At 57.4% G+C, this 26,610-nt stretch carries 21 protein-coding genes and 1 pseudogene; 4 read left to right on the top strand and 18 right to left on the bottom strand.

Annotation, left to right across the window (positions count from 1 at the left end; all coding sequences use genetic code 11):
• Nucleotides 1–250: 250 nt before the first annotated feature.
• Entirely contained in the window at nt 251–1,429 is a 1,179-nt protein-coding gene (locus V1294_RS18185; RefSeq protein ID WP_334499052.1) for a PepSY-associated TM helix domain-containing protein, read from the bottom strand.
• Between the two features lies 1 nt (nt 1,430).
• Nucleotides 1,431–3,725, bottom strand: a complete 2,295-nt coding sequence (locus V1294_RS18180) for a TonB-dependent siderophore receptor (protein ID WP_334499050.1) — start codon at nt 3,723–3,725, stop codon at nt 1,431–1,433.
• Between the two features lie 366 nt (nt 3,726–4,091).
• Between V1294_RS18180 and V1294_RS18175 the strand changes: the two genes are divergently transcribed.
• A complete protein-coding gene (locus tag V1294_RS18175; protein WP_334499048.1) occupies nt 4,092–4,550 on the top strand; it encodes an enoyl-CoA hydratase-related protein in 459 nt (152 codons plus the stop codon).
• A 349-nt stretch (nt 4,551–4,899) separates the two neighbouring features.
• Here V1294_RS18175 and V1294_RS18170 read toward each other — a convergent pair whose 3' ends face one another.
• Nucleotides 4,900–5,586, bottom strand: a complete 687-nt coding sequence (locus V1294_RS18170) for a response regulator transcription factor (RefSeq protein WP_334499045.1) — start codon at nt 5,584–5,586, stop codon at nt 4,900–4,902.
• 673 nt (nt 5,587–6,259) lie between these two features.
• Between V1294_RS18170 and V1294_RS18165 the strand changes: the two genes are divergently transcribed.
• Entirely contained in the window at nt 6,260–7,156 is an 897-nt protein-coding gene (locus V1294_RS18165) for a response regulator transcription factor (RefSeq protein ID WP_334481634.1), read from the top strand.
• A gap of 116 nt (nt 7,157–7,272) precedes the next feature.
• Here V1294_RS18165 and galE read toward each other — a convergent pair whose 3' ends face one another.
• From galE to V1294_RS18145, 5 genes and pseudogenes are all read right to left on the bottom strand, one after another.
• Nucleotides 7,273–8,328, bottom strand: coding sequence for a UDP-glucose 4-epimerase GalE (gene galE, locus V1294_RS18160; protein ID WP_334504708.1), 1,056 nt, complete (start codon nt 8,326–8,328; stop codon nt 7,273–7,275).
• A gap of 32 nt (nt 8,329–8,360) precedes the next feature.
• On the bottom strand, nt 8,361–10,370 hold the full coding sequence (locus tag V1294_RS18155) for a hypothetical protein (RefSeq protein WP_334499043.1): 2,010 nt from the start codon (nt 10,368–10,370) through the stop codon (nt 8,361–8,363).
• A gap of 1,049 nt (nt 10,371–11,419) precedes the next feature.
• Entirely contained in the window at nt 11,420–12,793 is a 1,374-nt protein-coding gene (locus V1294_RS18150) for a UDP-glucose dehydrogenase family protein (protein WP_334499041.1), read from the bottom strand.
• Between the two features lie 99 nt (nt 12,794–12,892).
• Nucleotides 12,893–13,012 (bottom strand): annotated as a pseudogene (locus V1294_RS38025) (SDR family NAD-dependent epimerase/dehydratase); the annotation flags it as partial.
• Nucleotides 13,006–14,421: a polysaccharide biosynthesis/export family protein gene (locus V1294_RS18145; protein WP_334499038.1), complete on the bottom strand. Its 1,416-nt coding sequence runs from the start codon at nt 14,419–14,421 to the stop codon at nt 13,006–13,008. The pseudogene V1294_RS38025 and the gene V1294_RS18145, both read right to left, overlap by 7 nt.
• A gap of 490 nt (nt 14,422–14,911) precedes the next feature.
• Here V1294_RS18145 and V1294_RS18140 point away from each other — a divergent pair, with 490 nt between their 5' ends.
• Entirely contained in the window at nt 14,912–16,009 is a 1,098-nt protein-coding gene (locus V1294_RS18140; protein WP_334499036.1) for a Wzz/FepE/Etk N-terminal domain-containing protein, read from the top strand.
• 371 nt (nt 16,010–16,380) lie between these two features.
• Here V1294_RS18140 and V1294_RS18135 read toward each other — a convergent pair whose 3' ends face one another.
• The 9 genes from V1294_RS18135 to V1294_RS18095 all read right to left on the bottom strand — a co-directional run bounded on the left by V1294_RS18135 (nt 16,381) and on the right by V1294_RS18095 (nt 23,353).
• Complete coding sequence (locus tag V1294_RS18135; RefSeq protein WP_334499034.1) at nt 16,381–17,652, bottom strand: carboxylate--amine ligase; 1,272 nt, start codon at nt 17,650–17,652, stop codon at nt 16,381–16,383.
• Nucleotides 17,653–17,657: 5 nt separating this feature from the next.
• A complete protein-coding gene (locus V1294_RS18130; protein WP_334499030.1) occupies nt 17,658–18,941 on the bottom strand; it encodes an NAD(P)-binding domain-containing protein in 1,284 nt (427 codons plus the stop codon).
• A 139-nt stretch (nt 18,942–19,080) separates the two neighbouring features.
• Complete coding sequence (tnpB, locus tag V1294_RS18125) at nt 19,081–19,353, bottom strand: IS66 family insertion sequence element accessory protein TnpB (RefSeq protein WP_334499028.1); 273 nt, start codon at nt 19,351–19,353, stop codon at nt 19,081–19,083.
• Between the two features lie 151 nt (nt 19,354–19,504).
• Complete coding sequence (locus tag V1294_RS18120) at nt 19,505–19,750, bottom strand: transposase (protein ID WP_334499026.1); 246 nt, start codon at nt 19,748–19,750, stop codon at nt 19,505–19,507.
• 294 nt (nt 19,751–20,044) lie between these two features.
• The gene (locus V1294_RS38020; protein WP_442895452.1) at nt 20,045–20,227 is read right to left on the bottom strand and encodes an integrase core domain-containing protein; all 183 of its coding nucleotides are present in this window, start codon (nt 20,225–20,227) and stop codon (nt 20,045–20,047) included.
• A 16-nt stretch (nt 20,228–20,243) separates the two neighbouring features.
• A complete protein-coding gene (locus V1294_RS18110; RefSeq protein ID WP_334499023.1) occupies nt 20,244–22,073 on the bottom strand; it encodes a carbamoyltransferase family protein in 1,830 nt (609 codons plus the stop codon).
• Between the two features lie 4 nt (nt 22,074–22,077).
• Nucleotides 22,078–22,230 carry a DUF5989 family protein gene (locus V1294_RS18105; protein ID WP_417021156.1) on the bottom strand — a complete coding sequence of 51 codons (153 nt, stop codon included), beginning with the start codon at nt 22,228–22,230 and terminating at the stop codon, nt 22,078–22,080.
• Nucleotides 22,230–22,859, bottom strand: a complete 630-nt coding sequence (locus V1294_RS18100) for a hypothetical protein (protein WP_334505007.1) — start codon at nt 22,857–22,859, stop codon at nt 22,230–22,232. Before V1294_RS18100 ends, V1294_RS18105 begins: the two co-directional genes overlap by 1 nt.
• A 215-nt stretch (nt 22,860–23,074) precedes the next feature.
• Nucleotides 23,075–23,353, bottom strand: coding sequence for a hypothetical protein (locus V1294_RS18095; protein WP_442895353.1), 279 nt, complete (start codon nt 23,351–23,353; stop codon nt 23,075–23,077).
• 318 nt (nt 23,354–23,671) lie between these two features.
• Here V1294_RS18095 and V1294_RS18090 point away from each other — a divergent pair, with 318 nt between their 5' ends.
• Complete coding sequence (locus V1294_RS18090; protein ID WP_334499020.1) at nt 23,672–24,859, top strand: hypothetical protein; 1,188 nt, start codon at nt 23,672–23,674, stop codon at nt 24,857–24,859.
• Nucleotides 24,860–25,222: 363 nt separating this feature from the next.
• Here the strand turns inward: V1294_RS18090 and V1294_RS18085 are convergent, their stop codons facing one another.
• On the bottom strand, nt 25,223–26,602 hold the full coding sequence (locus V1294_RS18085) for a hypothetical protein (RefSeq protein WP_334499018.1): 1,380 nt from the start codon (nt 26,600–26,602) through the stop codon (nt 25,223–25,225).
• Nucleotides 26,603–26,610 lie beyond the last annotated feature (8 nt).

Genomic DNA, 26,610 nt, shown 5'->3' with positions numbered 1-26,610 from the left:
TGCTCGGCGCATCCGCTGCAGCGACCATGGTTGGACTCACCTGACGCGGGATCAAAAGCCTTTACGGTGAATTTGCCGAAGTCCCTTCGCTGCCAATGCGGCAGGAAGAGCCAGCGTTAGCCATGATAATACGTCCCATACACCATCGCCAAGCAGTGCAGAGATGAGTCCAATTGCCGTAGCAACACCAACAATGGCGGGCCATAGAAAGGTACGGTTCCTGCTGCGTCCCGGTTTGGGCATTACGCCATTATTCTTGAAGAACAGTTGAGGCACCGACCAATGGTCGCGCTTTGATGCCGCTTCGGGAAGCGCGCAACTTGATAATCCAGAGATAGACTCCGGTCGAAAGCACGATGATGGTTACGATATCCAGGAAAGCCCACAAAATCTTGAGGGGAAGGCCGCCATAGTTTCCAAAATGGACAGGACGCGACATCTCCAGGACCCGTATGTACCAGGGCAGGTTCAACACGCCGGCTGACTCGCCATTCTCAGCGTTTATCATCACAGGTGCAAACAGGTGCGCGGTCACCGGGGTAGTGCCCTTCGTCCAAATCATGTAGTGATGCGGAGTGGTCATTCGAGAATAGGGAAAGACGACGCTAACGAGCCGCATATCCGGACTCGCCCGCCGAGCCGCAGCAACCGCCTCGTCGATAGACGTCAATGTCTTGGCTGGCTCAGTCTTGGCTGGCTCACCAGCGTCCTGAAGTCCGACCAGCACCGGAAGCTCCCGTGCTCGCCATAGATCGAAAAGCGGCGCCGCCAATGTGTTCATTGCCCCCGCCAGGCCGACAACAAAGAGCCAGGTCACCGTGATGATGCCCAGCAAATTATGAAGATCGAGCCAGCGAATCCGGTGCCGACGTCTGGCACGGATTTCGCCGAAATCGAGATGGCGCATGAACGGGCCGTAAATCACGATTCCCGAGACGAGAGATGCCAGAAGAATTAGCCCCATCGCACCGAGGAACAAGCCGCCAGGAAGCCCGAGAAACATATCGGTATGCGTCTTCAGGAGATAAAATGTGATGCCCCGCCTTGGCTTCGGCTCCTCGATGATCTTGCCATTGAGGGAGTCGATTACGAGACCGTGCAGCCCGGCTGCCGACGTGCCACGAAGTGTTGGCGAGAGTCCAAAACTGACGGCGTTCGGAACATTGGGATGCCAAAACAGGAACTGAATAAACTCACCGGGAAATCGCTTTCTTGCGATATCAGCAAGCGCATCGAGTGAGAGCGGTTGCGCATGAGAAGCGGAAGACGACTGGGCATTCTCGTACTGCCAATCGTCGATCTCTCCCTTGAAGATGAGTGGCAGCCCGGTGATGCATAGCATCAAAAGGAAAAGCGTGCAGATGAGACTCGTCCACCTGTGAACGCCGCACCAAATCCTTACCGAAAGGGCTGCGCTGTCGTGGACCATACTACCACCGATACGTCAACGAGCCCAATACGGTCCGTCGCAGGCCGTAGAAACATTGATTAGTTGTCGCCGAGAGGCAAGATGCGGTGTAGACGCGGTCAAACAGGTTTGTTGCATTCACGGCCAACTTGAACCCCTTCAATCGTGGATCAAGGTATGCCAGTTCATAGTGAATTGCAGCATCGTACAAAGTGTATGACGGAACCTCTATCGAATTGTCTGCATTGGCTGCCGTCGAACCCGTGTAACGAACGCCTCCAGTCACGCCAAACCCGTTCAAGGCACCACTGCGGAAAGTGTAATCGGCCCAAAGTGAAGCCGCATTTGTCGGAATTCCTACGGGACGCTTGCCGAGGTCGCCCAGCGCATTCGTACTTTTCGTCACCTTCGCATCGAGATACGTATAGGCCGCCAGGATATCCAACTCGTTGGTCAAGCTGACGCGGCTTTCAAGTTCGAGGCCGCGGGAAACCACCTCACCGAGCTGGACCGAACGACCTTGGTGGCCGGGGGCGGTATCGGGTGTCGTAACATTCTGTCTTGTTATCTCGAAAACGGCGGCGGTGAAAAGCCCATTGAAAAAGGTGGGTTGATATTTTACGCCGGCTTCCCACTGTTTTCCGGTCGTTGGCTTGAAAGCTGCGCCGAAAAAGTCAGTACCAGGCTGAGGCTGAAACGACTCGGAATAGCTGCCGTAAGGCGCTACGCCGCTGTCGAACAGATAGAGAAGCCCGGCCCTTTTGGTCGTTGCCTCGTCCGTCTGGGAGGCTGTTTTATTTGTGAAGTTGTCCAGAGTATCCGTATTGGCGCGGTCGTTTCTGATGCCAAGCTGCGTGACGAAACGGCCGAACTTGATTTGATCCTGAAGATAGATTCCGCTTTGCTGAAAATTCTGTGTCGTACTTACCGTAAAGGCAGGAGCCGTAACAGGAACGTAATATGTCGGGTTGAACAGATCCAAGAATGGTGCGGGCCGGTTCCCGGTTTTTTTGTCCTGAACACTGTTTTGAAAGTCGTATCCTGCCAGGACGGTGTGTCTGAGATCAAACGTGTTGAAATTCAGCTGCACCTGATTGTCGAGCGTGTCAGCGTCATATCTGTCCCTGTTGCTAAATGCGGTGCGCGTCACGATCCGCTGCTGATTTGGGAGGAATGCGCCGGTAAAAATATTGTCAGCATTTACATCCAGCCACGCGTGGCGATAATTCTGACGCACCGTCACGACATCGCTGAAACGATGCTCGAACTGGTAGCCGACAGCCGCGCTTTCAATGGTTGACCTGTTGAAATTTGGATCACCGCCGTAAAGGCTCGTTGAAATCCTGCCATTCACATTCGGCAAAAATGTACCCTGGGCCGGTAGAAAATTGAAGAAGCCCGAGTTCGCCTTTTGGGCCTGCGCAAGCACTGTGAAGCTTGTGTTTTCGTTCGGACGCCAGGTCACGGCCGGCGCGATGAAATAGCGATCATCCCTCGTAAAGTCGACTTGCGTTTGCGCATCGCGGACAAGGCCGGTTAGCCGATAAAGAAACTGGCCCTGCGGATCGGCAGGGCCGCCAATGTCAAAGGCAACCTGCTTGCGATCGAAATCGCCACCACTCAATTGAATCTCTCCGAACTGCTTTGCAGTTGGCATCTTGCTGACGAGGTTTACGATGCCCGACGGCGGACCGGAGCCATAGAGGATCGAGGAGGGTCCTTTGACCACCTCGATTCGTTGCAGGCCATAGGGCTCAATCTGGAGCCCGGCGCTCGCGCCGAGCAGTTGCAGGCCGTTAAGGTAAAGAAAGCCCGCCGGGCTAAATCCTCTTATGTACGGAAACTCGAAATATCCGTTTACTTGCCCGCGCGGCTCTCCAAAAACACCTGAAGTGTAGTTCAGCGCCTGCGATACGTTTCTTACCGCCTGTGATTCGAGCTGGGTTCTCGTGATCACTGATATCGACTGCGGTGTCTCAATCAGGGGCGTGTTCGTCTTTGTGCCCGCGCTGCTTTGCGTTGCGACAACACCGATGCTTCCATCAGCGTCACGCTGGCCCTGTGAGCCGGGCCCTTGTTCGATGGGCCGGGCTGCTGCAGCAGATGCCGGAGATCGCGCTCGCCGCACCGTAGCGCCGCGTCGAGTTGTTGCGGCCTGGCGTGCTACCGATACTGGCCGACGAACATCAGGGGCATCGACGGTCACCGGTGGGAGGCTGGATTGCGCGTGCGTCTCGCTTACGAAACTGATCGGCCATGCGACGCTCATCAACGCACAGGAGAAAAACGACGACCTCAAATATCCGGACAGACGCATCAAAGTGCCCTTACAACTCCGCCGATCTTGTGCCAGCGCCTCCGTCGCTAGTACCAGATGTGTTTTCTGGTCACACCGGGAGCATCGTTAGAATACTTACAGACTCGACAAACGCTTAGATTGTAAATTAGAACATATCTATTTCACGCAACGAGTATGGCTTCGTGCAACGAGTATGTCAGCCGCAAGCAACGCCGCAAGCGACCAAGAGATTGAGAACGCGCGAGGCGCGCCATCCCGCATTGCTCGCCATAACGCGGATGTATCGGCCCATTCGTTTCTGCGATTTGACGTTTTCCAGAATTCGTCGATGGAACTCTGGCTAGGCTTAAGGGAAAATCTGTCGAGCCTACGGGTCCTTCCAAGTTGAACCTGCCGCACAGCTATCATCTGGCGATCGAGCGGCTAACCAGCATCGACGCGCCTGTGATCGCCGCGGTGCGCGGCGGTGCCGGTGGCGGTGGATTGGGACTGCTTTACACCGCCGACATTGTGGTGGCAGCCGACGATACGCGGTTTGCGCTGGGTTATGGGGCGCTCGGCCTGACGGCCGATGGCGGCAATATCTGGTTCCCGCCGCGCATGGTCGGAATGCGACGCACACAAGAGCTCTTGCTGCTCAACCGCGCCGCGACACTTGCCGCGGGTCCGACGCGCGCCTTCGGCGCCGTCCGCCGCATGCTGAGACAGTCATTCGAAACCTGCCTGTCGGATCAACTCACTGCCGAAAAAGATTCTATCGTCGCGGCCAGCCGCACGGATGATGCGCAAGAAGGAATCGCCGCCTTCGTCGCCAAACGCCGACCGCAATTCCGCGGCAGATGATCGGACCTGAACGAACGATACCTCAACATCAGCCCACCGCCGACACCGCAGCGCGCTCAGCTCAGGCTGCTCACGCTGGTCGTCTCCAGACTCTCTTTGATCCGGGAAACCTCGGTAGAACGTGAGGGACCTGGCGAAAATTGAATCATGCAGCCGGGCCGCGTCAAATTTTTAAACCGCGCATCCGGCTCGGGACTCTTCATGATTTGACAGCGATGCAATCAAGCGATTCGGGATCCTGTCGTTTTTAACGCGCCACGCGGCGTGCCCCATCCTGGCTGACAAGCGCAGATCACACTGCCTGTGATCGAGGCAATTCCCATTCGCGTTGCGAGATTCCAATTTCGCTCTACGTTCGTTCACGACGAATGCGCGATGATTCATGTTCCGGAACGATACCAGCACCGTCATCCTGCGAGATCGCCATGGCCGCGAGTACCGTCCGGTTGCTGATTTCAAGCTTCTGAAAGATGTGATGAAGATGCACCTTGATGGTGCCGTCGGTAATGTTCAGGCGTCGGCCAATTTCCTTGTTCGACAGCCCTTCGGACACCAACCGCATGATCTGGCGCTCCCGGTCTGTCAGCACAGCCAGTGCGTTCTCCGTAATCACGCTTTGCTCCCGACATACGGCTTGATCGGCTGTGGGCAGCGGCAACAGCCGCCGGCCTCCCGCAACCTGACGCAAGGACTGCACGAGAATTTCGGGCGCCACATCCTTTGAGATGTAGCTGTAACCGTCGGCCGCGGCTACCGTGACCATCTCACGTTCCACCTCGGATGCGGTGAAAAAGACGAACCGCGTTGAAGGATTCTCGGCATTTTTGATGGAGAGGATCTCCGGCCCGGTCACGCCAGGCATCGAGCCGTCGAGAATAGCTATGTCCGGCGCCAGATTCCGAATTGCTTCGATGCAGCCCGCACCATCGGTGCAAGATGCAACAATGTTGAAATCCGAATAGGCCCCAAGCACATTGCTCAAACCCTGCAACACGACGGGATGCCGATCCGCAATCACGACGGTGATACGACGCATTGGGCAGTCCTCAGCCTGTCCCCAATGTTAAACCCCGCCCCCCAGCCTTTGTTCACCCCCCTGCTCGATACCCCAATACATAATATATCGATCAGGACAGCATGGCTAATGCCGCATCGCAAAAGACGAAGGCAGAGGGGTTGGCTCCCCCTTTGCCGGCGCTTCATTAAGATTCTACACATTCCTGGACGACGAAAGCACCCGTAGAACTGCGGGATTAGTTAGCGAACTGCGGGACTGGTTAGCGCGAGAGACCTTTTTCACCCCCAATCGCGCGGATCAAGTTCTGGCAAGTGGTAGCTTCGATCGAAATTCTGCAACGCTCGATGGACTTCGTACTATTAACTCGCTCAGAGAATGTGGCGAACACGGATTGCTACTATGAACGACATGCCTCCGCGCGTACGCAGGGACTATAACCAAAGGTATATAGGGATAGCGGCAATTCGAATCTAACATTCACAAACGCTTATTAGTTTTGGGCGCTCAAAATATACCAACCCGATGTTGTGAGAGGAGAAAAATCCTACCCGACTGAAGCTGCCAAATTGCAAGAAACAAGACGACGGAGAAAAAGACTCAATCACTCGGAAAAGCGCTAATTCAAGTTCGAAATTACGGTGTCTTCGGAAGTGTTGATATTGTCAATTTGCGTAATGGCTGGGAGAGTAAAATGCCGAGGCGGCAATCTTTTGCAACATTCATCGTCGGGAAAAGCGTTCTAATCAGAGAGGGAATTGCTAGAATTCTAAGCGCGGCAAATTTTCGTACCCTCGCTTCGGTGTCATGCGCTGACGATTTGTCGCCGGGCAAACTCCAATCGCACCCATCGCTGGTTCTCATTGTCCATGCGGGCGAGGATTTCGAAGCCGCGGTTGAACAAATCGAGCTCTTGCGGGAGCGGCATCCGAAAGCACGCATCGCAGTCGTGGCCGATCACTATCGGCGGGACGAGATGGTTTCGGCATTTCGGGCGGGCGCCAGCGGCTATTTCATAGATGTCATGACGTGCGATGTATTCATCAAATCCATTGAACTGGTGATGATGGGCGAGACAATCTTCCCGCCGGCATTCATGTCATCCATTCTCCACTCCGAAAGCGACCACTTCGCCAAGGCAGAGCCGCGCAACGACAATGCGCGGGCGATCCCCTTCACGCCGGAGCGCAGCATTACGCAACAACTGTCCCCCCGGGAAAAATCAATCATGCAATGCCTGATCGCAGGCGATTCCAACAAGTGCATAGCGCGCAAGATCGATATCGCGGAGGCGACCGTGAAGGTCCACGTCAAGGCTATCCTTCGCAAGATCCGGGTCCAGAACCGGACTCAAGCGGCGATTTGGGGCATGAACAACGGTTCACTGGTGCGACCGATAAGTGACGGCTCGAGTACAAGCGAACAACTTCCAAATTCGATCGAAATGGTCTCAAACATCAAGCAAATCGACGGACCCGAGCGAATGGAAGTGATCAACCACCAAACAAGTCACGTCGAGGTTCCTAGTATCAGCCTGATACGCAAGAACATCAACCGACGGCCTAACGCAGTGCTGCGGCTAGGCAAATAGGCAGAGCAGGCGCCGGCAAACTCGTACGCTCACGTCAGCGCGCGGACCGAGGCGTGCTAATCGAAATGCTTTCGAGCGGTGGTGGTCAGTGGCCAGCGAGATTTCGAAGCGGCGGCCTACCCGACCTTGAGTTTCAGTTTATTCGCCTGGTACTGCAACAGCTGCGTACCGCGATAGCCGTCCGGATTGTTCGATTGCCAACGCCAATGATCCGCGCACATTTGCGGCAACGATCGCACTGATTTCCAACCCAGCGTTTTTTCCGCAAATGTCGGGTCGGCATAACAGGCGGCGACATCGCCCGCCCGGCGTTCGCCGATCTGATGCGGAACGGACCTCCCGCTCACCGCCTCAAATGTCCGGATCACTTCCAAAACGCTGTGGCCGTTGCCTGTTCCAAGGTTGACCGTGAGCACCCCGGACTGTTTCAGGTGGTTCAAGACGCTTAGATGACCGGATGCAAGATCGACGACATGAATGAAGTCGCGAATGCCGGTGCCATCTGGGGTGTCATAGTCGTTTCCACAAATCAGCACTTTCTCTCGCTTTCCAACTGCAACCTGCGCTACGAGCGGCAACAGATTGTTCGGAATGCCCACCGGATCTTCTCCGATGAGCCCACTTTCGTGAGCGCCAACCGGATTGAAGTACCGCAGGATACCAACCCGCCAGTCGGCGTCGGACCTGTAGATATCTCTCAGCATCTCCTCGATAAAGAACTTCGTGCGACCGTATGGATTTGTCGGTCCGAGGGGATGTTTCTCATCGAGCGGCAGGTACGCCGGAATCCCGTAGACAGTTGCGGACGAACTAAAGACAAGCGTCTTCACGCTTGCCCTCTTCATGGCTGACAAAAGCCGCATCGTTCCCAGGACGTTGTTCTCGTAATAGGTCATCGGCTCCGCGTTGGATTCACCCACGGCCTTCAGCCCCGCCAGATGGATAACCGCCGTCACTTCGCAATCACGTAATACCTTGTAAATCGCCTCTTCATTGCGGATGTCGGCGTGGCAAAAGGCGAGCGACCGCCCGCAGATGGATTGCACCCTTTCGAGAGAGGCGTTGTTGCTGTTGGAGAGATTGTCGACTGCGACGACATCGAGGCCGGCATCGAGTAACGCGACAGACACATGGGAACCAATGTAGCCGGCGCCTCCGGTTAATAAGATCATATCGGACACTTTCCGTATCGCTCAAATTGATGCTACCGGCGCAGCGCCTCAAGCCGCGCTTTCGCCTCCTTGATTCCTGCGGCGTCGGCTTTCGCATAGAGGTCTTGCGCTCTGACTGCATCGCCGCGCGTTCCAAGAGTTCCCCATTTGGCAAGGATCAGGGGATCATAAGTTTCTGCGAGCGTGAAGCTTGCCTGGACGCTACCCATCTCGACGGCGCGCTCCAGCACAATCCGCGCCGCGCCTATGTCTCCCTGCCCAAGCAGCGCGGTCGCGCGCGCAAGCAACGCTGCCTCCACTGCGGAGTTCTTGAAATTGGGCTGGCCATCACTCCGAACGCGAGCCGCTGGTGACCGGTCGGCGACTGACTTCGCGTTTTCCGTGGGCTTGTCCCGCGCGCTCGAACCAACCGTGGGCGCAACCTGCTTTGCAAGCGCGAGATCCCGCTCGAGCTGTTCTGCCCGAGCCCGCTCCTGCTGCAGTGAGCTGCGCAACGAGGCGGTATCACGCTCCGCCGTCTGCCTCGCTTGCGTGACCTCCTCGTTCACCTTGGCCACCAAGGCAGCCTGCGTATCGAGATCGCGACGTGCGATTATGAGATCCTGCTCCAGTCGCGCCGCCCGATCGCGCTCTTCCTGTGCGGATTTGCGAAGCGACGGCGCGCCGTTTGCGGCCGCCTCTTTGAGTTCGGCCGTCTCGTCTTCAAGTTTGCGGGCGCGGGCCTCATATGCATAGAGTGCGCTGCGCGTCATCGAGAGGCCTTGCGCAAGTGCGTCGGCCCTTTCGCGCTCCTTCTGCATCGATTTCCTGAGCTCGGCAGCATCTGCTTCCGCAGCTCCCTTCGCCCGCATAACTGCCTCGGTTACCTTTGCCGCCAGGGCCGTCTGGGTTTCGGCGTCGCGCCGCGCCGCCGCAAGATCCTGCTCCAGCCGCGCGGACCGCTCACGCTCCTGCTGCAGAGGCTCTTGCAGCTCCGCTTCGCTGCTCTCGCTTGCTTGTTTCAGCCGGGAAGCTTCCTCGCTTGCTTTCGCCGCCAATGCCGTTTGGGTCTCGACGTCGCGCAGCGCCGCCGCGAGATCCTGATCCAGCCGCGTGGACCGCTCGCGCGCCTGTTGCAGGGACTTCTTCAGCTCGGCTTCGCTGCTCTCCCTTGCCTGTTTCAGCCAGGACGCTTCCTCGCTTGCTTTCGCCGCCAGTGCCGTCTGGCTCTCAACCTCGCGCCGCGCCGCCGCAAGATCCTGCTCCAGCCGCACGGACCGCTCGCGCGCCTGCTGCAGAGACGTCTGCAGCTCCGCTTCGCTGCTCCCCCTTGCCTGTTTCAGCCGGGACGCTTCCTCGGTTGCTTTTGTCGCCAGTGCCGTCTGGGTCTCGACATCGCGCCGCGCCGCCGCAAGATCCTGCTCCAGCCGCGCGGACTGCTCGCGCTCCTGCTGCAAAGATGTCTCCAACTCCGTCCCGCCACTCGCCTTTGCCTGTTTCAACCGGGACGCTTCTTCACTTGCTTTCGCCGCCAGTACGGTCTGGGTTTCGACTTCGCGCCGAGCAGCCGCAAGATCCTGCGCCAGCCACTCGGCCCGATCGTGCTCCAGCTCGAGACGTTGCAGCAACTCGATATCGCGCCTCGCCATGGTGAGTTCGCAGGATAGTGTCTCCGCCCAGTGGTATTCTCGTTCCCGAGGCCGACCTGCATCGCTGGTCGCTGCTTGCGCGACCTGCACCGATCTTTCGTTTCTGTCGCTGCTCGACGGTAAGGCCTCAAAGCCGCCGTAGACTACCATTCCATCGAAAGCGAAACTGCGGGCGGCCATCGCGTGTTGGGCATCAGCCGGGTGTCGCGCTTGTTTAGGGGACGCCTGGGTTTCCGATGCCCATGTCATCGCGAGCACAGCCGCGGCTATCCACGGGTTCGCAGATCGTCCCTGCGTGACTAGGTGTCTCTTGGTCTTCCGCGCAAACGGCGCCTCGTCCGAATCGTGTCGCGACGCTGGTGCGACGGCACCGGCAGTGTTCATTTTACCGTTGAGAATTACCGGGCGAGCCATTTGCGATCACCGCCATCATCGCGATGCGGCCTGTTGAGATGAGTCATTATCCGTTCCGCTGATGCGAATCTATTACTCGCATGGAGGGCCCTGAATTTTAGTCCCGCACTGCCCCGGCTCAATGAACCATCGTAGTTACTCATTTATTGCCAGTTCCCATTCTGCGACCCGGAGCGTTACTGCTTCAGCTATGAAGCCGGAGTGACTAGGCAGCGTGCGATGAACTGTCCCCCTTACCAATTTGCCGGCCTCTACCCAGTTTCCGGTACATTCAGTCAATGGCGGCAGGGCATACCCAGCACGCGTCGGTAGGGCCGACTGGGTTCCCTGTTGGCGTTGGCGCCAGATCCCTACTTGTCGTTGCGGCCTTTTTTCGCGGCGTCCTCTATCATCGGCTTATCCTCTTGCACCAAACGCCGCTAAATACATTCCGGAATTCCTCCTGATTTTCTACGTTGCAGTGCTCGTTCCATAGTGCACCAGCAAAATTCCGGATCAGACGCGGCCCGGCCGCCTGTCCTATGGAGCGACAGCCGTTAACGTCGGGGATCCCGTGACGGCGGCACGATCGCCTCCCCTCGCCCCTCACCGATAAGGTGCCCAAACTGCTCGGCGCCCGATTTACCATTCGCAAGGACGCAATCATCATCGTCAGAAACGACAACCGCCAGGCTGATGCGGTGCTGCCTGCCCACTAAGGAGGCACACAACACGCCGAACGACGAACCTTGTTCCGCGAACCGCCAACCCGCTCCTTCTCTTCGATTAACAGTTTAGAAATTGGGTTCGTTCTGCGCGTTTGCCGAGAACGCCTCACGCAGCAGCCGGTCACGCCGTATCTGAAAGCGATTCGAGTACCGCCGGACCATCTTCAGTCCGTTGAGAGCTGATTTACGGTCCATCGGTTCAAGCTCCGCTAAATCGCCTCCACAGATTCTGCGGAGGAAACTTGCTTCGGCTGAGCGCGCCCTCTCCAACTCGAACTGAGCAGTCGCTATTGGCTGGGCGCGCGGGAGGGTGTCGCAAACACATCCGGAACAGCATTGACGTCAAACGGAGTGTCGCCTGACTTGTGGTGCCAATTTAGCTCGGCCGCCCTCCACCAAGTTAATCGGGCTCGTTCGGCGCCGCCCAATACTCTCATAAAGGAAGCCGAGAGCAGCCATATCGTCGGGTCGATAGATATTGCGCAGATCGACGATCACAGGTTGCGCCATTTCGCGCTTCAGGCGCTTCAAATCAAGTGCGCGGAACTGCGCCCATTCCGTGATAATCACGAGCGCATCGGCGCCGCGGACGCAAGCGTAAGGATCTTTGCAATACTCTATGTCAGGCAATTCCTTGCGCGCCTGCTCCATGCCGACCGGATCGTGCGCGCGCACCTTGGCGCCCATATCGAGCAAACCGATGACGAGCGGGATCGATGGCGCCTCGCGCATGTCGTCGGTATCGGGCTTGAAGGTGAGGCCGAGCACCGCGACCGTCTTGCCGCGCAGGCCGCCGACGACGTTCAACACCTTGCGCGCCATCGCGCGCTTTCTGATGTCGTTGACGCCGAGCACGGCCTCGACGATGCGCAGTTGCACGTCATGGTCTTGCGCGATCTTGACCAGCGCGCGGGTATCCTTCGGGAAGCAGGAGCCGCCGAAGCCCGGGCCGGCATGCAGGAACTTTGAGCCGATGCGGTTGTCGAGCCCGATGCCGCGCGCGACTTCCTGGACGTCGGCGCCGACCTTTTCGGAGAGATCCGCAATCTCGTTGATGAAGGTGATCTTGGTGGCGAGGAAGGCGTTCGCCGCGTATTTGATTAACTCGGCCGTGCGCCGTGCGGTGAACATCACGGGTGCCTGGTTAAGCGACAGCGGCCGGTAGATATCGCCAAGCACCTTGCGGCCGCGCTCGTCCGACGTGCCGACCACGATCCGATCGGGGAACTTGAAGTCGCGGATCGCCGCGCCTTCGCGCAGGAATTCCGGATTGGAGGCGACGACCACATCCGCCGACGGATTGGCTTCGCTGATCAGCCGCTCGACCTCGTCGCCGGTGCCGACCGGCACGGTCGATTTGGTGACGACCACGGTGAAGCCGGTCAGCGCGGCCGCGATCTCGCGGGCGGCAGCGTGGACATGGCTCAGATCGGCGTGACCATCACCGCGGCGCGACGGCGTGCCAACTGCGATGAACACGGCGTCGGCTTCAGCGACCGGCGCGGTAAGGTCGGTGGTGAAGTCGAGCCGCCTGGCCTTGACATTGGAGGCGACCAGCGCGTCAAGCCCGGGTTCGAAGATCGGGATTTCACCTCGGCGCAGGGCTTCGATCTTGCCGGCATCCTTGTCCACGCAGGTGACCTGGTGGCCGAAATCGGCAAAGCAGGCACCGGACACCAATCCCACATAACCCGTTCCGATCATCGCGATGCGCATGTTAGTGCCTGCCCTTGAGGTGTGATTTGATCGCTTCGCCACCACCTCGCGGGAGGCGTCTACATGGCTTGCGCATTCAGGTGGTGTAATGTCTCACATTTCGGCGCAAGGCTTTCCCTCATCATAGCAGGACCGAGGACCAACGGAGTTCACATGGCCCCTCCGTTCGAAATGAATAGGCCGACACTGCATTGTGTCAGCGGCGTCGCCAGTCACCTCCCAGACGAATCGCCCTTCCGTTCCGAAGCCATCTCGCGCAGCGAATCGCCCCCGGTCGGTTCGGTCCGCCCCATCCCCAATGGGATAGCTGAAGAACTGCTGCCTAGCCTTCGGGAAGGCGCGTCAGGACCATCCTGGTATCGCAGGCTGGCATCGACGGTATCACCCGGCTGCAATTCGATATCTTCGCTTGCGATAATCCGTTCCGGCCCCTTTTCGCCTTTCCTAATGATGACGATGTCGGGCTTACTGCCGACTCCTTGAGCGAGCTGTGATCGAACCATCGCGGTGTACTGAAGCTTCTCGCCGACGCTCTGCAGCTTTTCGCGAATTTGGTTGAGCTTTACGCTGGTGTCTTGCAGCTCACGGAGCAGTTCAAGCCTCCGCTGGTCGTCGAGCTTTGCCAGCTTTCTGGTGACCTCGTCCTGTAGCTTCTTGACCTGCAGGAGCTGCGCGGAGGTCTGCAGCTTCCGAGTTGCTGACAGCAGCACCGCGCGCCGCGCATCCGTAACGCGAGGGCTGGTCAGGGAACCCTTGCCGTAGAGATCGGACGCTTTCTGCAGTTCTTCGAGATCTGACTGAAATCCCTCTTCCTCTTTTTTCTGCTGCTCGGAGAGCACGCGGACCTGATCCTCTCCCTGTCGGACGCCGCGCTGAAGGAACGTCTTTTCCTGCTGATAGTCACTCTGCTTCGTTTTCAAATATTCCCTTTCTGCATTGACGATTTCCGAAACCGCCGATCGAGCTACGGGTACGTCCGTCAGAATGCCTGGATTGAGCTGCGTCGCCTCTCCGAGCTCATTCTTGATGCGCCACATACGCGCCTGTTCTTTGGCGAGTTCTGTCCAAAGCGATCCGTATTCGCTTCTCAAGTCCGCTGACTCGAGATACGGATTATTCATTCTGATACGCATGATGTCGTAGCCGCCTGCCACGGCGACGAGCTGGCCTGCAGTGATAGACGGACGATAAGGGTACTCACCCGGCTTCGACACGTCTCCAGTTGCGTAAATCGGCCTGTATTCCACGACGGTCGTCGTGATCTCATTCGCGTCGATCACGATGACGGCCTCGCGGCCATCCGAAGTCCTCTGTCGAAACACCTTGCTGGCCAGTGCCGCCCCGATTTTGGTTCGGATCTGCGGTAAGGGCAGGCCGGCCACTGGAAGCATCCCGACCAGCGGCAACGAAATGTTCCCGTCCATTTGGACGGCAGCACGATGCCGTAGCTCCGGCACGCCTGCCACCGCGACCTCCAGGACATCTCCAATGCTTACCCGATATTCGGCCTTTGCTTGAGTGATGGAAATTGTCAGGCCAACAGCCACCAAGCCCCATTTGATGCAACGACCCATGTTACTGCCAAAGGCATCGATATAGGACCAACTGCGCAGTTTGGCGTTCAGCATAGTGGCAATTCCCTGTGCGGATGCTGTTATCGGGTGAGATCCATCTGACCGCGCAACAGCCCGCCGACGTGCTGCTTCCGAGCAACCGTCGAAACGGGCAATCTGCAAAGCTTGTGTTCTGGTCCTCATTGACGCTGGAGCCGGTGCTTTGACGACCGACCTCCCTCCATTCGCGTTCCTATTTCAACCAGGATGGCACTTCGAGCGGATTGCTTTTCGACAATTCTAGTTCCCCACCGCCGCGGCTCAATGGACTATTGTAGCTACCCCCTTTTTGCCGTTCCCATCCAGTGACCCGAAATGTACTAATTTGGCCGGAGATGAGCGACCATGTCGTAGAGTGCCATGAGCATGCGTGCTTCACCAATTTGCCGGCCCCTACGTAGCCTCCGACACATTCGGTCGAGGGCGACAGGGCGGCCCCAGCAAGCGTCGGTAGCGGCCGGTTGGGCATCATCGCGCAGCCTCAACCATCAGCGCCGGTACAAAAATGCTGCAGACCAATAGAACGGATAATTGGGAAAATCGGGACAGTATGCCGCCTGAATTTCGTCCGGCGCCGGTCGTCTCCCTGGCAGAAGTCCTGGGCGTGCTGGCGTTTATACGACGACATGTACTGATCATATCGCTGACATGTTTCGCGGCGCTTGGCGTTGCTACACTTTACCTCATCACCGCGGTACCGACGTTCACCGCCAAGGCGCTGCTCATCGTAAACTCGAAAACGACCTTTGTGGACGCTGCGGCGGTGTCAACGATCGTGCAAAGTCAGATCGGAATCATAAAGTCTGAGAGCATCGCTAGCGCCGTGATCGACAGACTCCGCCTTGCTCAAGACCCGGAATTTGCGACCGGCCAAGGCAGCGGCATGATATCCCGGCTGCTCGGCTGGAGTAAACCGCAGACGGAAGTTAGCGCCGCGCGCTATGCCTTGGAACCTTTCGAACGCAAGCTTTCGGCCAAGCGTGTCGGCGCTACGTATCTTGTCGAGGTTACCTTCGACTCAAAAGATCCTGATCGAGCGGCGCAGATCCTAAACGCTGTTGCCGAAAAATATATTACCCATCAATTGGACAAGGCCGGCTTGCAAGACGAGAAGTGGGTTAAGGATCGACTGAACGACTTGAGCACTCAAGCATTAGCTGCCCAAAAGGCGTTGGAGGATTATAGTAAGAATCGAAAAGAGCCAGCGGATTCAGCTGCTACCATCGATAAATTGGTAGCTGCTGCGGAATCATCAAAAAGCGCCTATGATAATTTTCGCCACGTGCTGCGCAAGACAGAAGCGACGCAACAACAATCCTCGCCGGTGTTTGATGCAAGTCTCGTTACCGCGGCGTCGCCTCCTTTGAAGGCAAGTTCGCCAAAGCCTAGAATCGTGCTTGGAATAGCGACCGTTGGAGGGCTGCTTCTTGGAATCGCTATAGGAATGCTGCGCGATCTGTCTCAAAGCATCCGCACCAGCGGGCAGGAACCTCGTCCAAGCGCCCAAGATGACAGGATCGAGCGACCTGTTGCAGACGCGATTCGACAAGATTCTGAAGCATCGGCAAAGGCGAGGACAGTGCGACTTACGGGTTCGGGATGAGGCTACCATCCTCACCAACAATCGGCATGACCGAAAGTGCCGTACGGATATGCAACGCGCCGAACAAGCAATTGAAGTAGATTCTCAAGATCCGCGGCCCTCGGCCAATTCAGATCGTGCTGAGGACTCGTCCAGGGTCGCAAGCGCTGCGTTTCGTGAAAAAGCATGATGGCCGCTCTACCAGAGAAGAGTGCGCCAAATCCGGGCAGTTGCCCAATCCGGCTCGCGCCGTAAAACAGGCTACTTTTTCAGAACAGGGTTCATTTGGGCCCGCTAGAATCCTCACTAGCTAGTCCGCTGCCAACGCCCGCAATCTTGCTCAAGTCTAACAGGGAGATGATGCGTCATCCAACAGGATGCGTTCTTTGGATTTAGCAGCGCTCGGGTTGCGACTTCCGGAACGGAAAATGCAGAACTCGCACCGCTATTGCGACGCTTGCCATGGCAAGGCGTATCCAAATCATGATGAAGGGAACAGGATCATTCCATCTGAGCCAGGCAAATTCCTTGGTCCCCCTGAATGATCGCCACCAATCTCTGACCGATAGTTCGCGACGCAAGAGGTGGTGGATGCTGGTCAGGCAATCATGGGGCTCGACAACGAACACTCGCCCATCGGTCTGCGGAGACCTCTGCACGGACTGACCCGTAAGATCACGATAAAGCGCCCTCGCGACATCAATTCCCTCGCCATCCTCGAACAATCGAAACTGAGCGCCGACCCGCGGGTTGAAATCCAGAAGCTTGTATTGGCCGTCTCGTTTATCGAATCGATAGTCGACATCCATTATGCCGACATAAGGAATGGCTTTGACCAGCGCCTCGGCCTGCCGGAGGAGCGCGGGGTTGGTGACAGATCTGGCCAACGTGGCAGAACCCAAGTGTGGCGGAAAGGAGCGTAATTTCCTGCCTGCGAAGGCAGCTAGACACTCCGAGGTCGAGCTGCAATATCCGTTGAAAAGCCAATCCTCGCCGTCAGGAATGTGTTCCTGGATCAGCAGGTTGGAACGGACCTGTTCTTCTGACCGGCGGTAGAGATCGAGAAGCTCCTTCGGGGAGTAGACGATAGACGTTTTGACATTTGGCTTAAGCCATGGCTTCGCTGGTTTGACCACCACCGGGAAAGCTGCAGCGTCGATATATTCATAAATCTCCGAAATCGTGTTGGGCGATATGGCTCGAGGATACGGTACCCCGAGCTGCCTGCACAGAGCCTGCAGGCGTGATTTGTCGGCCAAGCTCCGGGGAATGTCTGATCGTACTTCCGGAAACAAAAACCACTGCCGCAATGTGAGCGCCTCTTCTGCGATCAAGATCGCCCCGGCATCATCTGTAGGAATGAGGATGGTGGGCTGTTTCAGCTGTCGCCCAATTCTTTCCAGCCCCTCGAGCAGCCGCGATCTTGGCAGATCGCGCGTGTCCCAGACGAATTTTCCTTTCAGATATTTGGAAACGGCCGCTGGTGCGAAGCGATCCTCAATAACTGTAAATACTGGAACGCCGAGGCTTCCCAGGCTTCGGATGATACCGAGGCCGCCATGGTGCAAGGCATAGTGGCCCGTCTTCAGGATGAGTACCGGAAACGGCGACGAACCCTCGGTCGCGCTCTCCGTTTGACTTGGCAAGAGGTTCGCGCTCGCCATTTGTCTCAACAAGCGGTTCGGTTGCGTGCGGAAGCAAGGCCGACGGAAACGGACGACGGAGAACGGCGTTGTTCACGGGCTATATCGTCGGAGATACACCGGGCCGCATAGTCGGTGCCGCATAAGAACCGCATCACCGGTCCGAAATTATACGCACTCGCTATGCCTGCGAAATAGAGGCCCGGGATCGAGGACTCGAAGCCAGGCGACAACGAGGGAGCCTGTTGCACGCAGCGCAACCCAGATTTTAGCCTCTCAGCCAGAAATGGGAGTGATCCAACATTAAAGCGATACCCGGTCGCAGCAATGACGTGGTCTGCGGTCAAATGGCGGGGCATGCCATCTGAGCCCTTGACGTGCAGCACCGCCTTGCTTCCGCTCGTTTCGGCTCCCAGCACGCTGTGACCGAGCAGTATCGGTACATGACCCACGATCCGCTCTTTGAGCCACCACGAACCTGCCGGGCCAAGCAGCTCTAGAGATGTGCGGCGACCTTGTCCGTACGTCCGCACCACACCGACGCGTATTTGCTCGGGCAGATGATAGAACATAATCGGGGCGGTCGCGCAGAACCACAATTTAAGCCCGCTTCCCATCGGCGACGCTGGCCGGCGCACCCGTTGCCATAAAGATCGCGGCCCTGATGTTGGGCCATCATGCCACTCGATTGACGAGCGCCGCACGAGGAGCCTTACTGTCGCTTGCCTTTCGTTCAGGAGAGCCGCCGTCTCGAGCGCCGATTGACCGCTGCCGATGACGACCACCTCGCGTCCTTTGAATTTGCCTAGATCGTAGTGGTCGCTGCTGTGCGACAGGAATTCTGCAGGCAATCTCGCCAGCTCAGCGGGGATGTATTCGGCGTTCGACAGGCCCGTCGCGACAACCACCTTTTTGGCTCTTACTTCTTCACCTGTGGCCAGTCGCATCTGAAACTTGTCGGCCTGTCGATCCAGCATGGTGACTGATACATCTTCAACCATGGGAACGAGCCGCTGCTGAAACGACATGGCGTATCGGGTAAATGTCTCGAGCGATACACGTTCACCCTCGTAGGGCAACGCTGCCTCGTTACAGAACTGCTGCAGGGTACAACGCCCGAACGGATCGGCGAGGTTCGAAGCAAATCCTTCAGACTTGAGGAACATGCCCGCCGGCATCTGTGTCCGCCAGCGGTTCATTGGTGAGCCAAAGATACGGAACTCCACTCCGAGAGACCGCAAGTAGGCCGCGGTTGAGACGCCAAACGGCCCTGCACCGATGACGGCTACCGGAAGATCAAATTCGCCCATCACTTACCCTCCGGTTATAATGGTGCTGGGTAAGGCACTTCTTTGGCGCGATTATAAGCAAGAGGGTTATAAGAGCACTTCGATCGAATTCAACCGGGGCGTAGTGACTACTCAACTGTGAGTACTTGGCCTTGTTAAGCTAGGCGGAGAGCCGCATCACACCATCGCTGATTGGCGGCCAGCGGAACGCGTTATGTTCCAGACGTTTCCACAGCAGCACCAAGCCGGACCCGTCCCAGGCCAAAATCTTCAAGCGGTCCGCTTGCTTCGAACGGAAGACAAAAATCGTTCCCGAGAACGGATCATGGCGGAGTTGCTCGCGCACCAGCGCGGCGAGACCGTCAGCACCTTTACGGAACTCCACCGGCTTCGTCGCGACCATGACCTTCACACCCGCCGAAGCCGCGATCATGTGGCCGCCCTCACGGCCCGCAGCACATCGCGCAGCCACGCCGGGTCGACCCCGACCGCCACGCGAACCACCGCACCGCCAATCTCGATGCTGATCGTTATCGAGCTGCGTGCTGCCGCTTCCGTGCCCGGCCCAGCGCTACGCAGCTCCGTCACCACCGGAACGAAGAGTGGCGCCTCGTCGGCCGGCAGGCTGAGCAGCCGGCACGCGCCGTCTTGCGCCACACGAAAAGATGTTGCAGCGAGATGCCGTGCCGGCGTGCCACCTCCGACACGACCGCGCCCGGCGCATACGACTCCGCCACGATCCGCCCCTTGACCTCGTCGTTCCACCGGCGACGACGTCCCGCACCGACCTGGATATCCACCCGGCCCCGCGGCTTCGAAGCGTCAACCATATGGTCAACCATATATGCAAACCGTACTGTATGTGACGGCTCGTATCTTGCCGGTCAGTTCGCACCCGACAAGGTGGGGGCAGAGAACCTCTATCGATCTTTCGACGGCGCATCGACATAGATCTTGTAGTTCTTGTCGGTGGGCGCCGACCTCGATACAGGCAAACAGATCTTCGGGATGCGCCTCAGCTGACAAGGCGGCCTTCAGCGGACGCATACTGTCAGACATATGTTCGCTCACATGAGATCCTGGGACAAATCAACCAGGAGATTCTCTGAATCGAACATCATCCGCTATGTGGGGTGAGCTGAGCCCGCGGCATAGCGCAGCGTCCCGCCCCGTTGCGGCCCAGGAGCGCTGCGATTGGCGCATTCAGTCGGTGTGAGGTTGCCCGGGGCACTGTGTGGCCGGGCGTTGTTGTAGTCGTCCTTCCAGGTCGCCAGCACAGCACGAACCTGCGCGAGCGAGGTGAACAGCCGTCACCTCGGGCGCCTAGTCCAGTTCAAGGGCCAAGCTATAGTCCTGTTTGAGCGCAGGATTTTGCTCCGGCTTCCTAAGCACGCAATTGCCCACAACCAGCAAATCGAGCTCGTTGCCCATGAAGCAGCGGAACGCGTCCTCCGGTGTGCAGACGATCGGCTCGCCGCGTACGTTGAAAGAGGTGTTGACTAGCACCGGGCATCCTGTGAGCCATTTGAATTCGGTGAGCAGCCGGTGGAACTTGGGATTGGTGTCGCGGCTCACCGTCTGGATGCGCGCGGAATAGTCGATATGGGTCACGGCCGGAATTTCCGAGCGCGACACGTTGAGCTTGTCGATGCCGAACAGCGCCTGCTCGTCCGCGCTAATCGCGCGCCGCTTGTCCTTCAGGACGTCGGCGACGATCAGCATATAGGGACTGTCGGAATCGAGCTCGAACCAGTCCGCGACGTCCTCCCGTAACACCGCGGGCGCGAAGGGCCGAAAGCTCTCGCGATATTTGACCTTCAGGTTGAGGTTCTTCTGCATGGTTGGTGAGCGGGGATCGCCGAGGATCGAGCGCGCGCCAAGCGAGCGCGGGCCGAATTCCATGCGGCCCTGGAACCAGCCAACCGCGAGCTGGTTGGCAAGCGCCTTTGCGGTGATCTCGATGACAGTATCTTCGGACAGCACGTCAAAGCGCGCGCCCACCTCCTTCAGCCTGCGCTCGATTTCGCTTTGTGAGTATTGAGGCCCGAGGAACGCGCCCGACATTCCGTCGGACGACGCAAGAATGCGTGGGTTGCCCTTGAACTGGTGATAGGCGGCGAGCGCCGCCCCAACCGCCCCTCCGGCGTCACCCGCCGCCGGCTGGATCCAGATTTTGTCGAACTTGCCGTCGCGCATCACCTTGCCATTGGCGACGCAGTTCAGCGCCACGCCGCCGGCAAGACACAAATTGCGCGCACCGGTCTTCTTCGCAAGGCTCCGCGTCAGGCGCAGCACCGCCTCATCAAGCACGGCCTGGATAGAAGCCGCGACATCCATGTGAAACGGAGTCAGCAATTTGTCGGGCGTGCGCACCGGCGCGCCAAACAGCTTTGCGAACCGCTCATTGGTCATGGTGAGCCCGGTGCAATAGTCGAAATAGGACATGTCGAGCCGGAACGAGCCATCCGGCTTGAGGTCAATAAGATGGTCCAGAATCAGCTTGGCGTATTTCGGCTCGCCATAGGGGGCGAGCCCCATCACCTTGTACTCGCCGGAATTGACCTTAAAGCCGGTGTAATAGGTGAGCGCGGAATAGAGCAGTCCCAGCGAATGGGGAAAGTGAATCTCCTGAAAGATCTCGAGCTTGTTGCCCTCGCCAATCGCAGCCGACGTCGTCGCCCATTCGCCGACGCCGTCCATGGTCAGCACCACCGCCTTCTCGAACGGCGATGGAAAAAAGGCTGACGCCGCGTGGCTCAGATGATGCTCGGTGAAAAGCAATTTGTCGGACGAAATTTCTTCGTCAAATGGCTTCAATTGCTTGCGTAGCAGGCTCTTTTGAAACAGCTTTTCCTTAAGCCAGAGCGGGATCGCCATCTTGAAGGAAGAAAACCCCTTTGGCGCCATCGCGATGTAGGTCTCGAGCAGCCGTTCGAATTTCAGGAACGGCTTGTCGTAAAAGGCGATGTGCTCGATCTCGGAGAGCTTTGCGCCGGCGGCATCCAGGCAATAGCCGACCGCGTTGCGCGGAAACGAGGCATCGTGCTTCTTGCGCGTAAAGCGTTCCTCCTGCGCGGCCGCGACGATGCGGCCGTCCTCGACCAGCGCGGCGGCGCTGTCGTGATAGAATGCGGAGATGCCGAGGGTGCGCATACCCTTAGAAAACCGTGTAGATGAACGGCGCGAACACCGTGCCCTGGGTCAGCACGATAAGGCCGCCGAACGCCACCATCATTACGAAGATCGGCAGCAGCCAGAATTTCTTTCGCACGCGCATGAAGCGCCACAGCTCGGCAAGAAAATCTATCATCAGAACTGATCCCTCATGGTTTCAGGCTGAGGCCCCGGCGGGCGCGCGATCCAGTAGGTGTCGGAAGCCGGTTCCCGCTTCAGCCGCAACAGGTCCCTGCCCCGCATGCGCATGATCAGGCCCGTGGGCAGGATCGTGCCGAACAACAACAGTCCCATCACGATAGGGTTGACGATCTTGGCCAGGACGAGACCGAGCATCATCCACAGAACATTGAGCGGATGAAGCCAGGAGGGCTTGAGCCAGCCCGCCGCCGCAAACAGCATGGCGGCCAGCAGCATCCAGGGCCACAGCCGGCCATGATGCCAGCCGTTGAAGAGGCTTAAAACGGCCAAAGCTGCTGCCATCACAAGGCCGAACGTCCGGTCCGATCCGGGGAGCGCCGCTTCGTCCCGGACAAAGTTCTCGTGGGTTGACTGCTTCATTCGACTGTCGAAAGAAAGCGCTGACCGTGCGTCCTCGAGATAACTGTCCCAAAACTTCGCCGGCACGTCCTCGCTTCGCCATGCCCGCTTTGCGGCGGTGGTCGATTGATCCGAAAGCCTTGATTGCTGAGACTCGTAAATCCGACGAGCAGCTTCCTCGACAATGCGGTCACTGAGAATGCGGTCACTGAGCCATTCACTCACGAAAACCTCGCACTCACGAAAACCTCGTCCGTTCCTACTATGTTGCGTAGGCCCAGAGGCGACAGCAAGGAAGCTAACGGGGTACCCCCTGAGGCTGGGCGCCGTTTTGGCATGCGGTTTTCGCGATAGCGGCCGTCCGGGTCGTTTCGCCGAATGGTCAGACCTCGGGCACAGCAGGCCTTGGGTCGCCGCGCGCCAACCAGCGCCGGTCCGGTTCACCGCCAGAGACGCATCGCGTCGTCGGCGATCGAGGACGGCAGGGTCTGGTTGAAGAACGCGCCGATCATGTTGTAGCGGAAGGCCTGCAGGTCGGTGAGCGGCGCATCGCACGAGGCGGAGGTCTCGCGCCAGCGTAGTGCGCCCTGAGTCAGTTCAAAGGTCGCGACGTCGTCGGCGGCGCAGGACAGTCGGCTCCAGAGACTGCAGCTCTGTTGAACGAGACGCAGGCAAAGGTAAGCGTATTCGTACGTGGGCCATCGATTGATTGGAATCACACTCCTTCACCTGATCCGCGATCACTCTGGCAGCGGACGCGCCGACCAGCCTCGGCGCTGGGAGCCGGGCTTGAAACGTGGTTCTGCGCAAATGGCCCGATGCTGTTTTACCACCTAGCTCAACGAACACGTCTCAGCATGGTGCGCCGCCTGTCTTGCGCATCCTTAACGAGTAGTCCCAAAGTGTTAACCCAAGCCGCTGGGCGTCCCTCACCTTGGGTATCGTCGCTCGCCTCAGCGTAGGGGTACGATTGCCGATAGATCGCTTATCAATGGGACATGAGTTCACACGATCCATCGGACATAGAAGGAGGGGCGGTGAAAACCAAAGAGATTCTACTAGGCGGCACAACAGTTGCAATTGCTGTTATTGGCTTTTTGGCGGTAGCGGAATGTGTTCTTCGCTTCCTTCCTGTTGCGGCCAATCCACTTGTCGTTCCAGTCACGCGAATCGATCCAGTGTTTCACTTCACGCCTAACCGTTCGTTTGTCTACTCCAAGGACTGGGACCTAACCATGGTCAATTATGGCCGTACCAATAACGCCGGATGGGTGAACAAGCTCGACTATCGAGAAGATGACCCACTGCCGCTGATCGGTGTCATCGGGGACTCATACATCGAAGCCCTAGCTGTCCCGTCCGATACCACCGCGCAAGGCCATCTATCTGAATCCCTCAAGGGAAAATTTCGAGTTTACAGTTTTGCCGCTTCCGGTGCGCCTCTGAGTCAATACCTTGTCTGGGCTGCACATGCAGCTCGAGAATACAAAGCGAAGGCGCTGATCATAAACGTTGTTTCGAACGACTATGATGAAAGTCACTTGAGCTATAGTCGACAGGTCCCCGGTTTCTGGATTTACGCCCCAGAGACAAGCGAGCAACTCCGTTTGCAATTGCGCGAGTTTCACGTGGGAGCAATTCGGTCTGTTCTAAAGATGAGTGCCCTTGCACGGTACCTCTTCCTTAATTTACAAATTAAGGAGACGCTATCGAATGCGCAATGGCTTCGAGCCTTTGTTGTTATTGATAGTCCCACAAAAGTTTATGCGGGTAATACGGATGCTAGTCCGGATCCTGCGCGAATAGAGGCGTCTATTGCAGCAATCAACGCGTTCTTTCGGGATCTGCCGAAATATACTGGCCTCCAACCAGATCGCATTACGTTTACGATGGACGGGTTCCGATATCCGGGTGCAGCGAACGCTGGTAAAGGAAGCTACTTTGATGTCATGAGGACTGTGTTTCGCAAGACGGCGGAAACGTTGGGCTACGAAGTGATTGACATGGATCCCCTGTTCTTTGCCGATTTTCAGCTTCACGGTGGTCGGTTTGAGTATCCAAGAGATGCTCATTGGAATCCGACAGCCCATGCCCTGGTCGCAAAAGCGATACTATCCTCGAGACTCATTGGTCGGCTTCAATGCACTCTGGACAATTCGTGCGAGGGCGGCCGCGGTTTTCGCCGAACTCCCTCAGGTCGTGCGACCTTACACGAGCCCTTTTGACGTTAGCGTCCTCTGTAGTTTCTACGAAGCGGCGCCCCCGCCGCATTGGAAATGATAGCAATGGGTCTGCCAATCGTTGTCAGCAACGTCGGCTGTGCTGCCGAAATGGTCCTTCGGCGACGACCAGTCTCAACAACCTCGAACCGTTCAATCTGAGTACTGCACTTATTGCTGTCCATAAGGACTGTTACACAGCACTCGGCTTAACCCGACAAGGCGGCCGTCACCGGAGGGAGACGGTCAGCTACGCGCTTACAATATTACAGCAAACTATCGGGTTTTCAGCGGGTCGTTGTCAAGAGTTACGGCGGCCACGCTTGGTATCGGTAACGGCTCGGCGCAACGGGGTTGTCTGCAAGCCAATCATTCACGTGGCGCCGGTTGGCTCGCGAGATACCGCAACCGCGCCAAGTTGATCATCATCGCAATGATCGGAAATGCATACATGTTTTCAATTGTTGGAAGGATGTCACGCCCAGTCGCCATACTAATCCCACAACCAAAGATGCCCGCGAACAGAGCCCAATATAGGTCACTATTCAACCTTCGCCCAACTCGCCAGGCCGTAGCTGTTCCAACGATAAGGAAAATTAGAAGCACACCGGTTAAAATCACCCCGCAATCCAGAAAGAACTCGATAATTGCATTATGCGCTACGCTGGCCTGTATCAGGGTTCCTGTGTCCCAAAGCTGGCTCGTCGCCATTCCGTAGCGACCAGCGCCAAACAGGAACAGGCCGATATTGCTCGTCCACTCCTCCAGCAGCGGAAGCCAAATGTAATCAACTCGGCCCGTCAGCAAGGCATCGGCCGAGACGCCGGAACTGCTACCCAACCCGATCGAAAGAAGAGCGTTAACGGTTGGTCCGATCCACACCAACGATGTGACGCCAGCCGCCGCAGCACCAAGAACTAAAATGACAAACCTGCGCCGCAGGATCAGAAACAGGGAACACGAAGCTGCTACTGTGACAAGCGCGCCTCGTGACTCGAGGAGAAGAACCGCCAGGAGCGATAGACACAGGGGTGCGATCCAGAGACCGCCGCGCGTAAGAGCTCGATAGAGCAACAAGGGTACAGTAGAAATGTACATGCTTCCAATCACATTGTAATGGGTCCCCAAATACGCTGTGCACAACTGGGCCATTTCGCGCCGGTCGCTATCAGTTATTCCGCTCGCGTGACCTGAAAGCAGAACGGACGGATTCATCAGCACGAGCGCGACAAAAGCGATTGATAGCAATAGTATCGAAAGGCAGATCACCGTCGTGATCCTCTCGAGCTCCTGAAAGGAGCACATCCGCTTAAGGGTAAACAGGAAGGATAGAGTGTAAAAGGTCGGCACAATGCAAGCCGATAGTACAAAGTCAAAGTAGGACTCTGGAAATGAATCAGGGAAGCGACTATGCAAAAGGGGCGCATTTGGAACTGATCGAATGTGGGCGATGGCAAGAGTTGCGAAGTACAGGAGAAAAATTCTGATGGATGTTCGTTCGATTTTGTCGCTCGCATGTAGGAGCGCAGTGTCGAACACCAGATAAGCCAAGACTATTGCTGCTAATAAGTTGAAGGGTTTAAACCCCTGGATGCCGAACAAATTGTCCGTCAGAAATGGCACGCGCTGGAAGGGCCACATGAAAATGAACAACAGAAAGAAAAAGGCGCCGGTGCCAGCTTGCGCGACCGAATGCGGCAACGTGAGATGATAAGGCGCTCGGCCGCTATGGCTTAAAGATGCACTCATCGACCTAT

This window comes from Bradyrhizobium sp. AZCC 1678, assembly GCF_036924765.1.
Taxonomy (GTDB): domain Bacteria; phylum Pseudomonadota; class Alphaproteobacteria; order Rhizobiales; family Xanthobacteraceae; genus Bradyrhizobium; species Bradyrhizobium algeriense.
Note: the sequence above shows the minus strand (reverse complement) of the source record. Positions and strands in the feature narration are given on the sequence as shown.